The organism is Pedobacter sp. AC212, assembly GCF_979258625.1.
Map to the genome: position 1 here is coordinate 1120872 of NZ_OZ409870.1, position 13722 is coordinate 1134593.

Consider the following 13722-nt stretch of genomic DNA (forward strand, 5'->3'; position numbering starts at 1 on the left):
TTTATATTTTAGTTACTGAAATGCTTAGTTCAACATCGTCTATAGTGATTTTGTTTGAGCTAAACGCTCCATCTGTTAATTCTAATTCGTCGGCTAAAATTTCTGCGCAAATGTAGGCCTTGTTTTTTGCAACTGCTGCTCTAACCAGGTTATCATTTTGTAAAGCCACTTTAATCCTATCTGTCACTTCAAAATTTAATTCTTTACGTAAATTTTGAATTCTGTTCACCAGCTCACGGGAAATTCCTTCTTGTTTTAATTCTTCAGAAATAGTTACATCCAAAGCAACCGTTAAGCTACCTAAATTAGTCACCTGCCATCCTGGAATATCTTCTGCAATGATTTCAACATCTAAAAGTTGTACATCGTATGAAATACTGTCACCGAGTTTAAAGTCAGTTGAGATATTTATTTGTCCTTCTTTTTCTAAAGTGAAAATATCCTCCTGACTGAAATTGTTGATTGCATCTGCAACGGCTTTCATGCTTTTACCCACTTTCGCACCTAAAACCTTAAAGTTCGGTTTAACTTTTTTCTTTACAATGCCATGTGTATCAGTGATAAATTCGATATGTTTAACATTGGTTTCTGAAAGGATATAATCAGCAACTTTCGAAATTTTTTGCTCAAAATCACTACTTAAAGAAGGGATTAAGATTTTTTCTAAAGGCTGACGAACATTGATGCTCGACTTTTTACGCAATGATAAAACCATCGAAGAAATATCCTGAGCATAAACCATGCGCTCATTTAAATCTGTATCGATTAAGCTTTCGTCTGCTGGTGTCCACAATGTTAAGTGAACAGATTGTTCGGCATTTTTATCGTTGATACTTAAGTTTCTGTACAACCAATCGGCAAAGAAAGGTGCTACCGGACTCATCAGCTGTGCTAAAGTTTCTAAACACGTGTAAAGCGTTTCATAAGCGGCACGTTTGTCATCAGTCATTTCACCCTTCCAAAAACGGCGTCGACTTAATCTGATGTACCAGTTACTTAGGTGTTCATCAACAAAAGCCTGGATAGCACGGGTAGCTTTAGTAGGTTCGTAGGCATTGTAAGCCTCATCCACTTCATTGATTAAGGTTTGCAGCAACGATAAAATCCACCGGTCTAACTCCGTTCTATCTGCCACATTGCTTAAATTGTTTTTGTCGATTTCGAACTTATCGATATTAGCGTATAAAGCAAAAAAAGCGTAAGTGTTGTAAAGTGTTCCAAAGAATTTACGGCGAACTTCTGCAATTCCTTCGATATCAAATTTTAAATTATCCCAAGGGTTTGCGTTCGAAATCATGTACCAACGCGTAGCATCAGCACCATATTCGTTAATAGTTTGGAAAGGATCAGCAGCATTGCCCAAACGTTTAGACATTTTCTGCCCGTTTTTATCCAATACCAAGCCATTTGAAACTACATTTTTGTAGGCTACCTTATCAAAAACCAATGTAGAAATGGCATGTAAAGTATAAAACCAACCACGGGTTTGGTCTACACCTTCGGCAATGAAATCTGCCGGAAAATCTTCGTTTCCATCAATGCTTTCTTTGTTTTCGAAAGGGTAGTGCCACTGTGCATAAGGCATAGCACCAGAATCGAACCAAACATCAATTAAATCACTTTCACGAGTCATTGGTTTGCCTGATGGAGATACCAAAGTAATTTGATCCACTACATTTTTATGCAAGTCGATCAGGTTGTAGTTCTCTTCAGACATGTTGCCAACCTCGAAACCTTTAAACGGATTTTCTTTTTGAAAACCTGCTGCGATTGATTTTTCGATGGCGTTATAAAGCTCTTCAACAGAGCCAATTAAAACTTCTTCTTTTTTATCCTCTGTTCTCCAGATTGGCAAAGGAATTCCCCAATATCTCGAACGCGATAAATTCCAATCGTTGGCATTTTTTAACCAATTGCCAAAACGACCTTCACCTGTAGATTTTGGTTTCCAGTTGATGGTTTCGTTGAGGTCGAACATTCTGTCTTTAACATCAGTTACCTTGATAAACCAAGAGTCTAAAGGATAATATAAAAGTGGCTCATCAGTTCTCCAGCTATGTGGGTAACTGTGGACATATTTTTCTACTTTGAAGGCCTTATTTTCTTCCTTTAATAAAATCGCGATTTCAACATCAACCGATTTTTCAGGTGCTTCACCAGCATTGTAATATTCATTCTTAACATATTTGCCAGCGAAAGGGCCAACATGCTTAGTGAATTTCCCTTGCAAATCTACCAACGGAACAAGGATATCATGATCATCCATCACCAACATTGGTGGAATTTCTGGAACGGCTTCTTTGGCAACTTTAGCATCATCAGCACCGAACGTTGGTGCGGTGTGTACAATACCAGTACCGTCTTCGGTAGTTACAAAATCGCCAGAAATTACGCGGAAAGCATTTTCAGGATTGTTGTATGGTAAAGCGTAGGTTAAAAGTTGTTCATATTTTATGCCAACCAGTTCGGTTCCTTTGCATTCGGTAAGGATTTGGTAAGGAATCTTTCCTGCCTTGCCGGCAGGCAGGTTATCACCAGCTTTGAAATTAGCAAAATCTTCAGCTTCGTTACTTTCAAAAAAACCTTTGCCAAACTGTTTCCCAACCAGGCTTTTCGCCAAAATTACATTGGTTGGCAAGAAAGTATACTGGTTAAAAGTTTTAACTAAAACATAGTCAATTTTCGGTCCGACAGTTAGCGCCGTATTCGATGGTAAAGTCCACGGAGTTGTGGTCCAGGCCAACAAATAAATATCTCCAGCTTCTTTCAAAAAGGAAGGCAAAGTATCAGGCAAAGCCTTGAATTGCGCAACAATTGTGGTGTCAGTTACATCGCGGTAAGCGCCTGGTTGGTTTACCTCGTGCGAACTTAAGCCTGTTCCTGCTTTTGGTGAATACGGTTGGATGGTGTAGCCTTTGTAAATTAATCCTTTATCGTAAATCTGCTTTAAAAGCCACCAAACCGATTCCATGTATTTCGATTTGTAAGTAATGTATGGATCATCCATATCTACCCAATAGCCCATTTTTTCAGTCAAGTCGTTCCACACATCAGTGTAACGCATCACTGTTTTTTTACAGGCTTCATTATAATCTTCGATAGAAATGGTTCTGCCGATATCTTCTTTAGTAATGCCTAATTCTTTTTCGGTGCCAAGCTCAACGGGTAAGCCGTGTGTATCCCAACCCGCTTTTCTTTTAACCTGATAACCTTTAATTGTTTTGTAGCGGCAAAAAATATCCTTAATAGCACGAGCCATTACGTGGTGAATGCCCGGCATGCCATTAGCAGACGGCGGTCCCTCGTAAAAAGTAAACGGATTAGATTTCGGACGAGACGAAATGCTCTTTTCAAAGATGTTTTCTTCTTTCCAAAAATCCAGTATTTCTTGCCCCATTTTGGCAAGGTCCAATTGTTTAAATTCGCTATACATCAATTAAGTACCTCAAAAAATTAAGGATGCAAAGTTAAAAAAATTGACTGAATTTTGGTAGTTTTGATGTAAATACTTTTAATGTGAAATTATTTAATTTCGGGCTTTCGTTGATGATTATAGCTGTAATTGCACTGCCTATTGTTGCCATTATCAGTCCTGCTAACCGGGATTTTATGTTGTTCGCATTTTATTTCTGTGGCCTGCTCGAACTTATTGGACTAATCTTTGTTTTAGTCCATATTATCCAAAACAAAAGAAACTCCCCATGATCAAGCTCCTGAAATTACAAAAAGCCGTTTTAGTTCTTATTTTTGGTGTATTGTCATTTGTCGCTTACCGAATTTTGAGTGCGAATGAAGTTAGCTGGGCTCGCTATTTTCAAATCCTGGCCGGCATACTGGTAATGGTTGGTGCATTATGGATGTTATATCCGGTATTGTTTGCAAAGCAGGACAAAGACGGGAACGCAGAAATTATTACCGACCCGACGGTGGAGGTCCCGGTAGATGATGAGGAGGAAAAGGCTGTTACGGAGTAGCGGGATAAACCTATAGAGTTTAAAACCTTATAGGTTTGGAAAATCCAATTCAGTAAATTTTTCTTTTTGATGAAAATCTACAAATTCTTCAATCCCACCGAACCAATCGAAAACTGCTTTTCTTTCTAACTTTGAAGATTTGTTTATTGAGATAATTGAATTATAAGATGAATAATCCCATTCTGCTGGGAATTTACAAAAATTATGATGCACAGGGTTTTGATGAATGTAATTTATTAATCTCGTGAAATACGATTCATCTTTAATTTTAATTCTTTTAGTAAAATCTAAGAAAAGTGCACCTTTTCTATTACTCTGCTTATTAAATGCTTTGGCGTAACCGTTGAGGAAATTGCTCAGCTTTTGCATGATAAACTTATGAAAATCAAAGCTTTCATCATAGTTGTTAGCTGAAATTCTTATTGTATTTTCTTCTCTGATTTGAATGAGGAGGTGAAAATGATTGGGCATCAAGCAATAACAAAAAGTTTTTGCTATCGGCGATAAATAATTATTGAGCCTGGAAAGGAAAAAAATATAATTATCGTGATTTTTGAAAAGATTTTCTTTGCCAACAGCGTGATTAAAGATGTGGTAAAAATTGTCGGGATGAAATTTATCTAAATATTTCATGTCAATTTTTACCTAAATATAGTAATAAACCTTAAAGGTTTTTAAAACCTATAAGGTTTGAAATTTCCTAGTGATCAAACTCACCAGCATTTTTCGCCGATTCTTCATCAGAAATCACTTTTCTAACTTTCTTTTTATCCAGCCACAACACCAAGGCAGGTAATAGGGTTAAGTTAAAAATCAAGGCTACAAATAATGTTATCGAAAGTAGTAACCCTAAAATTACAGTGCCGCCAAAGGTGGAGGCCGTAAAAATGCCGAAACCGAAGAACAGAATCAACGCAATATGTGTCATGCTTACCCCAGTTTCAGTAATTGTATCGGTAATTACTTTCGGAACAGAATAGTTAGTCAAGTTTAGTTCTTGCTGGTAACGGGTTAGGAAATATATGGTTTGATCTGATGCCAATCCAAAAGCAATGGTGAAAATTAAAATGGTTGAGGGTTTAAGGGAAATCCCAAAATAGCCCATAATTCCCGCGGTAATAATCAATGGAACGATATTCGGTAGCAAGGAAATAAACATAATGCCCACGCTTTTGAATTGCGCCAGACGTAAAAGTGAGATTAAGACAATTGCCAGGCCAATGCTTTCAAATAAATGTTTCAACATGTAATCCGTTCCCTTAGAAAAGATAATGCTCGAACCCGTTAATTCCACATCAAACTTATCGGGAGGTAAAATGCTATCAATACGTGGTTTTAGTTCAGCCATTATTGCATCTAAACGTTTGGACCCCACATCTGCCATCTGAAAACTAATCCTTGTACTTTGATTGCCTTTGCTCACGAAGTTGGTTAATAAGCTTGCGTTTCCTTTTCCTCCGCTGGCAATGTATGCGAGAATAAAGTTTTTCTCCATATTATCCGGCAAACGGAAAAATGCAGTATCGTTGTTGTAAAAAGCTTGTGTAGCATATTTTAGCCCCATATTAACTGAAATCGAACGCGAAAATTCTGGATAGGCAGCAATCATCTTCTCCATTTTTTCCATTCTTTTCAAATTCGTCAGGTTGAAAACACCATTCTTTTTCTTGGTGTCTACGCTCACTTCAAGTGGCAAAATCCCCTCAAAATTTTTCTCAAAGAATTTTAAATCCCTTAAAATTGTTGAGCTTTTCGGTAAGTCATCTACAACATATCCATTCACATTAATTTTCATCACTCCTATAATAGCAATAATGGAGATTACAATCGTGCCGATATAAATTAAGCTGCTTTTATGTTGAACAACCAAATCTGTTTTAACCAGTAATTTATGTAGAAAACCTTCTTCAACATGGTTTTGGGCTTTCAGTTTAGGCGCTGGCAAATAGCTGAAAATAATCGGAATTAGGCATAGACACATCAACCAGGTAATCATTACATTTATCGATGCAACGCTACCAAACTGCATCAGTAATTCGCTTCCTGTAAAGTATAACACGCCAAAACCAATGGCGGCAGTAATATTGGCAATGAGTGTGGTAACTGCGATCCTTTCAATGGTAACGCTTAATGCCTGTTCTTTCGAAACACCTTTTCTTAATTCGTTTTGATACTTGTTAAGCAGCAAAATACTGTTTGGTATGCCGATAATTACAATCAGCGGCGGAATTAATCCTGTTAAAATCGTTAACTCAAAGCCGAATAATACCAAAGTACCAATGCTCCAAATTACGCCCATTACTACCACCAGAATCGGGAAGAAAACAGCGTAGAATTTCCTGAAAAAAATCAGTAGAATAATGGCAGATACTAAAATCGATAGGCCCAAAAACAAAACAAACTCATTACTAACCAATTTGCTAACGGCGGTACGGATGTAAGGCAATCCCGAAATGTGTACCTGAATTTTAGTTTTTGATTCAAAAGCTTTAGCTTTTTCTTCAATCTGTTTTAAAATGGGGTTTCGTTCAGCAGAGTTTAATATTTTAGTATCAAAGGTAATTGCCATTAAGGTGGCATTCTGTTTATTATAAACCAATCCTTCAAAAAATGGCGTATTAAACAATGCCTTTTTTATCGAGTCCATTTCCGAATCGGTTTTCACCGCCCCATTTGGAATAGCTTTTAAAACAAACTTTTGCTCAACGGTATCTTTCTCTAATTGGAATATCCGTCCGGAAGATAAAACTGCTTTTATACCTTTTAATTTCTGGATTTCATTGGAGAGTTGAACCCAGTGATTGTAAACATCTTTCTTAAATATGTTGGGCGATTGGATCCCAACCACCATTACACTTCCGTCTTCTCCGAAAGTTTTTTTGAAGTTATTGTATTTTATAAATGCGCTATCAGTAACAGGCAAAATTTTGCTTCCCGTATAGGAAAGTTTTACATTTTTGGCTTGATAGGCCATAAAAACTGTACCCAATACGAAAAATATTATGATTGCAATACGGTTCTGAAGAATAAACCTTGATAGCTTAACCCACATGTGTTATCTAGTTTAATTTTAATGATAAGGGCAAAACTAATCTTATTTACAAATTGGAGTGTTTTTTTGCTCAATTTATTTTGCACAAATAACATACTTTTGAAAAAAATGTTTGGGCAGCATGTTGCATAAAGTGAGGGGCATAGTTTTAAAGACGACCAATTACAGCGAAAGTAGTGTAATTGTACAAGTGCTAACTGATAAATTTGGTATGCAATCTTATCTTATAAACGGTGTTAAAAAGCCTAAAGCTAAGGTTAAAATGAATATGTTGCAATCACTTCATTTGCTTGATATGGTTGTCTATCATAAGGCAAACACCAATATTCAACGGGTTTCTGAAGTGAGGCAGACACCCGTTTTTAAAAGTATTCCTTATGATATTATTAAAACCAGCATTGTTATATTTCTAAATGAAGTGCTTTACAAGAGTATCCGACAGCAATCGGCTGATGAAAACTTGTTTGATTATATTTTTAACGCTATAGCCTGGTTTGATGAAGCTGAAGAAATAAATCCAAATTTTCACTTGTCCTTTCTTTTGAAATTAACCCGGTTTTTAGGCTTTTCGCCAAATGCAAAGCGGAGAAATGATCAGCTTTATTTTGATTTACAGGAAGGGGAGTTCGTTTCTAGGGTGCCCATTCATGCAAATTATCTTCAGTTAGAAGACGCACTAGGGTTTGTTTTATTATTCGAAACCTCGCTAGAAAAAATTTCGGAAATCAAGATGAACAACAATCAGCGGCGGTTTCTGTTGGATAAGATATTGGTTTTCTATACCTTACATACTTCCTCTTTTGGCGAAGTACAATCGCATAAAATATTAGAAACTTTGTTGAGCTGAAAAAAAATAAAAAAGATTTGCGAAACAATATTATAGCACTATATTTGCATTCCCAAAAGGAAAGGGAAATTAGCTCAGCTGGTTCAGAGCATCCCGACGTGATCAGTCGGGAGGGTCGGGGACTACAAAGGTTGACAAATTGAAATAAAGGGAAATTAGCTCAGCTGGTTCAGAGCATCCCGACGTTATCAGTCGGGAGGGTCGGGGACTACAAAGGTTGACAAATTGAAATAAAGGGAAATTAGCTCAGCTGGTTCAGAGCATCCCGACATTATCAGTCGGGAGGGTCGGGGACTACAAAGGTTGACAAATTGAAATAAAGGGAAATTAGCTCAGCTGGTTCAGAGCATCCCGACGTTATCAGTCGGGAGGGTCGGGGACTACAAAGGTTGACAAATTGAAATAAAGGGAAATTAGCTCAGCTGGTTCAGAGCACCTCGTTTACACCGAGGGGGTCGGGGGTTCGAACCCCTCATTTCCCACACCTACTTTCAAGGATTTGAAAGATTAATAATAAAGCCTTTTTTCAAAGGGAAATTAGCTCAGCTGGTTCAGAGCACCTCGTTTACACCGAGGGGGTCGGGGGTTCGAACCCCTCATTTCCCACACTAAGCCTTTCAGGAAACTGAGAGGCTTTTTTATTTAATGAAACTGGGTAAGCTGGTTCAGAGCATCCCGACATTATCATTCGGGAAGGTCGGGGGTTCGAACCCCTCATTTCCCACACTAAGCCTTTCAGGAAACTGAGAGGCTTTTTTGATTAGTTGAGATTTTGCATACCTTTAAAAATGTTCTCAACATATATATTGTATTCGAAAATTCGTGATAAATACTATGTTGGCTCAACTAGTAATATCGAATCTAGATTAAAAACACATAATTCAAATCACTCTGGTTTTACTGGTCACACAGGTGACTGGAAGATTGTTTGGACGCGAAGTTTCAATTTCAAGAGCGATGCCTTTAAGATGGAAAAGCAAATTAAATCTTGGAAAAGCAAAAAGCTGATAGAAAAATTAATTTTTTCAACTGAATTAAGGCAATTAGATCAATCTGGAATTTAAGAAACCATCACTAAGCCTTTCAGGAAACTGAGAGGCTTTTTTTATGGATTTTATATTTTAAGTCAATATTATATCCGAAATTGCCACATGCAAAATGAAAGCTGATGTCAACTAAAATAATCCGCTTTATCTTTTTCGGAAACTATTTCGTCGGCATTCTTGCTGTAGCGTTAACATTGGAAGCCACTTTTCAATTGAGGCTGCCCTTTAATTCATTAAATTATTATCTGCTATTATTTCTAGCTCCAACTATTTATTATACATATGCTTATAATAAAGTTTCCACTCAACCGTCAACTACAAACCCAAGAACACAGTGGTACTTTGAACACAAAAAACTAATCAATATCAGTCAGTTATTGCTTTTTGTACTCTGCGTTATTTTGGCGGTAAATTTACTTTATCAAAATTCACAACATTTTTTAACACTTCCGGCGATCTATTGGGCCGCTATTATAACTGTTGTGGTGGCTGCTGCACTCTATTATGGCCTATTGCCAAAGTCTTTTTTGCAATTTAATCTTCGAAACACTGGTTGGTTAAAGGCATTTGTTATTGGATTTGTTTGGGCGTGTTGTGCAAATGTGCTCCCGCTCATTATGCTCAAAATAGAAACTGGTATTGATTATCATGATTCTGTGCTATGGACTTGGCTTTTCGTTAAAAATTGGATGTTTTGTACTGTTAACGCCATTATATTTGATATCAAAGATTATCCTACCGATGCCAATAAGCATTTAAGAACTTTTGTGGTGCGTTACGGCTTGCGTAAAACGATTTTTAGTATTTTAATTCCCCTATTGTTGGTTGGCTTAATTTCTCTTGGAGTTTTTGCCAGTTACAAAGATTTTGGCCTTCCTCAGGTGCTGTGCAACGTTTTTCCATTTTTGCTAACCATTTATGTGGCATATTCTATGCACAAGCGTAAAAATATTCTTTACTATTTAATGGTGATAGATGGATTAATTTTAATCAAAGCACTTTGCGGCATATTGGGAATGCAATTTGTGCATTAATTATTTTTGTAGCCAATTACAATGATCAATAACTACGATAGAATTGCAAAATATTACGATTTCTTAAGCCGGCTGGTATTTGGAAAATCACAGGTCAAGGCTCAAATAAATCAGCTCAAATATATTACCCCAAATAGTAGGCTTTTAATTGTTGGCGGCGGCACTGGATGGATTTTAGAAGAAATAGCAAAACGCCAGCAATCAGGTTTGAAAATTACCTATGTCGAGATATCTTCAGAAATGATCACGCTTTCCAAAGCTAGAAAATGTGGCGATAACGATGTGGTATTTGTGCATTCTGGCGTTGAAGAGTTTAGTGCCGATGGATATTTCGATGTCATCATGACCCCATTTTTATTCGATAATTTTTCGCCAGAAAGATGCAGTGAAGTTTTTAGAAAACTGAATTCAGCTATTAAGGATAACGGCTTATGGCTGATGGCCGACTTTGTAACTCAATCCACTAATGGCAAATGGTGGCAGCAACTTTTTCTAAAAACGATGTATACGTTTTTTAGTGTAATTAGCAATGTGGAGGCAAAGAAACTAGTAGATATGAATACCTATTTTGAAAACCACCAATATGAGATAATCGAACAACGCTTTTACTACGGCCATTTTATTAAAGCTATGGTTTATAAAAAATGACAAATATTTAATGCAACAATATTGCATTTATGTTTATTTATTTTCATTTTTGATCAAAATAAAAGATATGGATTATGATGTAATTATTATCGGAGGTAGTTATGCAGGCTTGTCGGCTGCACTTACTTTAGGACGGGCAACCAGAAAGGTTTTGGTAATTGATGGTGGCAAACCTTGCAATAAACAGACGCCGCATTCACATAATTTTCTTACCCACGATGGGCAAACTCCTGCTCAAATCAGTTCGATAGCTAAGGCTGAAGTCCTTAAATATCCAACCGTAGAATTTTTAGATGGGGAGGTGTTGGTAGCTAAAAAAATTGAGAATGTGTTTCAGATTGAACTTAAGAACGGTAATCGTTTTACTGCCCGGAAATTACTTTTGGCAACCGGTTTAAAAGATAACTTACCTGATATTACAGGTTTAAAAGAATGCTGGGCAATTTCGGTTATTCATTGCCCATATTGCCATGGTTTTGAAGTTAAAGATGAAAAAATAGGCTTATTCATGAATGGAGATCATGCTTTTGAAATGGCAAAAAATTTAAACCTTTGGAATAAAGACCTCACCATATTAACCAATGGAAAATCAGCGTTGACTCTTGAGCAAACCGATAAGCTACTGTCAAAATCAATTAAAATTGTTGAAGATGAAATTGACGAATTGGAACATACTGATGGAATCTTAGAAACTGTAAGGTTTAAAAACGGGAATGAGCTGAAATTGAAAGCCATCTATATGAGGCCAGAGGTGGATCAGCATATAAATTTTGATCAACAATTGGGCTTTGAGCTAACAGAACTGAAAACAGTAAAAATTGATGAGCAACAGCAAACAACTGTTAAGGGTGTTTATGCCGCAGGAGATTGTACAACCTTGTTTAGGTCGCTTTCTGTAATAACAGCAAGTGGAACTTTGGCTGCTGTAATGATAAATAAAGAATTGATTGCTGAAGATTTTTAAGAATCATCAGAAACTAGAATAAAATAGCACCAAGAGCTGTAAAAATAAACATGGCTGCCATTACTATTCTGTCGGCAGTAACCCACTGTTGTTTTGTTAGCGGAGTTGCCACTTTTTCAATGGTTTCAGCTTTATGTCTGCTGAGTTTAAAAACGGAAGTGTCTAATTTAAGTATCATAGGAAAATATTTTAAATAGGTATTTTTTCTATTTCAAATCCTAAGCCACGATTTATATATTTTAATAAATTGTGGATAACTTCTTATTATTTGTTAGCTACTTCCGATTTTAGCTGCGAATTGTCAAGATATTGTTTTACAATCAATTACAATTGTAGATAAAAAGCAACAAACCATAATTAGGTTGTGTGTTATTTTGCCCGTATTTTGCTATGCTTTTTTCCGTAAAAGAAATAAATAGCTAAACCAATTCCTAACCAAACGATAAGCCGAATCCAGGTGTCGGCGGGTAAAAATATCATCATCGCTACGCATGTTAAAATACCTAAAATAGGAATTAGTGGTACCAAAGGAACCCTAAAAGGGCGTTTCGCTTCCGGATCAGTTTTCCGTAAGATTAGAATACCTACACAAACCATCAAAAATGCAAGCAATGTTCCGATACTTGTCATTTCGCCCACCACATTCATCGGTACAAATGCGGCGAAAAGGGATATGAAAATACATAAAATGATGTTTGATTTCCACGGGGTTTTAAATTTCGAGTGAACATCAGAAAACATTTTGGGTAACAAACCATCTTTACTAATGGAATAAAACATCCGCGATTGCGCCATTAAATCAATTAGAATAACCGAAGTGTAACCGATTAAAATCGCCAATATTATCGCCTGACTTAACCAGCCATAAGGTGTTTTTTCGATGGCTATGGCCACTGGTGCGCCACTGTTGGCAAATTCCTTGTAGTTGGCTAAGCCTGTCATTACATGTCCGAATAAACCAAATAAAACTGTACAGACTAACAGCGAACCAATAATGCCTATCGGTAAATCTCTTCCTGGGTTTTTAGTTTCTTGGGCCGAAGCTGCTACTGCATCAAAGCCAATAAAAACGAAGAAAACCAATCCTGCCCCTCGTAAAATTCCGCTCCATCCAAATTGCCCAAAAGTGCCTGTATTTTCTGGGATGTATGGATGATAATTTGCAGGATCGATATATTGCCAGCCTAACGCAATGAAAACCAAAACCACGCCCACCTTTAAAAATACGATGATTCCATTTACAATTGCCGATCCTTTGGTACCTCTGATCAAAATTGCAGTCATTAAAACCACCACTAGTGCAGCAGGGATATTTATAATTCCATTAACCGTAGATCCATCGGCAAGTTTAGCCGTCTCGAAAGGCGAGAGGGTAAGCTGTGGCGGCAAATAAATTCCTAAACTGCCCAAAAAGCGGGTTAAATATTGAGACCAGCTAATGGCTACCGTTGCACAACCAACTGAATATTCGAGCACTAAATCCCAGCCAATAATCCAGGCAAAAAGCTCGCCCATCGTAGCATAAGAGTAGGTGTAGGCGCTACCGGCAACAGGTATCATAGACGCAAACTCTGCATAACACAAAGCTGCAAAACCACAACCTAAAGCTGCAATTACAAAAGAAAGGGTAACCGCCGGACCAGAATGATTGGCTGCTGCCAAACCTGTAATAGAAAATAGTCCGGCACCAAGTGTTAGACCTACGCCTATAAGTATTAAGTTAATCGGACCTAAGGTTCTTTTAAGTGAGCCCTCTCCACTTTCGTTTGCCTCTGCAACAATGCTGGCAATAGATTTTTTCATGAACAAAGTTAATATGCCACAAAATTATTAAAATATATTAAATCTACCTTGTTTATAGTGATTGTTTGTCTTTATTATTGGATTTGATAGACAGCCTTGGTTTAGTTGTAAATGAAATATTGTAGAAAGAATGATCGATTTAAGATTTCTACCGTAATGGAAATGACGACTTATTATTGCAGAGAAGATTTTTGATGCTAGGTTTTTTTGATGAAGTTGTATCGGCTTTTCTTGCACGAACCTAACCAAACTAAACCCGATAGAGCCAAATAGCTCCCAGTTTTTCTTCCAAAATTGGGACTATAAGGATAGCGGGACTGCTAAAACCGAAGAATTACTGTCATTGCTTTCCAT

The 13722-nt window shown here is 37.0% G+C and carries 11 protein-coding genes and 2 tRNA genes; 8 read left to right on the top strand and 5 right to left on the bottom strand.

The annotated features are described in order from the left end of the window. Position 1: 1 nt before the first annotated feature. Positions 2-3433 (bottom strand): isoleucine--tRNA ligase, encoded by a 3432-nt coding sequence (ileS, locus tag ACZZZC_RS04840; protein ID WP_463486660.1) that lies wholly within the window; start codon positions 3431-3433, stop codon positions 2-4. A gap of 268 nt (positions 3434-3701) precedes the next feature. On the opposite strand from ileS, the gene ACZZZC_RS04845 reads away from it, so the two are divergent. Continuing rightward, the gene (locus ACZZZC_RS04845) at positions 3702-3974 is read left to right on the top strand and encodes a hypothetical protein (RefSeq protein ID WP_463486661.1); all 273 of its coding nucleotides are present in this window, start codon (positions 3702-3704) and stop codon (positions 3972-3974) included. A 27-nt stretch (positions 3975-4001) separates the two neighbouring features. Here the strand turns inward: ACZZZC_RS04845 and ACZZZC_RS04850 are convergent, their stop codons facing one another. Then, positions 4002-4607: a transposase gene (locus tag ACZZZC_RS04850; protein ID WP_463486662.1), complete on the bottom strand. Its 606-nt coding sequence runs from the start codon at positions 4605-4607 to the stop codon at positions 4002-4004. A 67-nt stretch (positions 4608-4674) separates the two neighbouring features. Continuing rightward, entirely contained in the window at positions 4675-7026 is a 2352-nt protein-coding gene (locus ACZZZC_RS04855; RefSeq protein WP_463486663.1) for an efflux RND transporter permease subunit, read from the bottom strand. Between the two features lie 121 nt (positions 7027-7147). Here ACZZZC_RS04855 and recO point away from each other — a divergent pair, with 121 nt between their 5' ends. From recO to ACZZZC_RS04890, 7 genes are all read left to right on the top strand, one after another. Beyond that, on the top strand, positions 7148-7873 hold the full coding sequence (gene recO, locus ACZZZC_RS04860; RefSeq protein WP_463486664.1) for a DNA repair protein RecO: 726 nt from the start codon (positions 7148-7150) through the stop codon (positions 7871-7873). A 407-nt stretch (positions 7874-8280) separates the two neighbouring features. Next, positions 8281-8355, top strand: a tRNA-Val gene (locus ACZZZC_RS04865). A gap of 49 nt (positions 8356-8404) precedes the next feature. After that, a tRNA-Val gene (locus ACZZZC_RS04870) sits at positions 8405-8479 on the top strand. Positions 8480-8661: 182 nt separating this feature from the next. Continuing rightward, a complete protein-coding gene (locus ACZZZC_RS04875; protein WP_463485076.1) occupies positions 8662-8937 on the top strand; it encodes a GIY-YIG nuclease family protein in 276 nt (91 codons plus the stop codon). Between the two features lie 104 nt (positions 8938-9041). Further along, positions 9042-9953: a UbiA prenyltransferase family protein gene (locus tag ACZZZC_RS04880; RefSeq protein ID WP_463485077.1), complete on the top strand. Its 912-nt coding sequence runs from the start codon at positions 9042-9044 to the stop codon at positions 9951-9953. 21 nt (positions 9954-9974) lie between these two features. After that, complete coding sequence (locus tag ACZZZC_RS04885; RefSeq protein WP_463485078.1) at positions 9975-10601, top strand: class I SAM-dependent methyltransferase; 627 nt, start codon at positions 9975-9977, stop codon at positions 10599-10601. A 10-nt stretch (positions 10602-10611) separates the two neighbouring features. Further along, a complete protein-coding gene (locus ACZZZC_RS04890) occupies positions 10612-11565 on the top strand; it encodes an NAD(P)/FAD-dependent oxidoreductase (RefSeq protein WP_463486665.1) in 954 nt (317 codons plus the stop codon). 13 nt (positions 11566-11578) lie between these two features. On the opposite strand, the gene ACZZZC_RS04895 is transcribed toward ACZZZC_RS04890, so the two are convergent. Together ACZZZC_RS04895 and ACZZZC_RS04900 are read right to left on the bottom strand one after the other, a co-directional pair. Next, positions 11579-11743, bottom strand: coding sequence for a hypothetical protein (locus ACZZZC_RS04895; RefSeq protein WP_463485080.1), 165 nt, complete (start codon positions 11741-11743; stop codon positions 11579-11581). 191 nt (positions 11744-11934) lie between these two features. After that, positions 11935-13368 carry an amino acid permease gene (locus tag ACZZZC_RS04900; RefSeq protein WP_056848456.1) on the bottom strand — a complete coding sequence of 478 codons (1434 nt, stop codon included), beginning with the start codon at positions 13366-13368 and terminating at the stop codon, positions 11935-11937. Between the last annotated feature and the right edge of the window lie 354 nt (positions 13369-13722).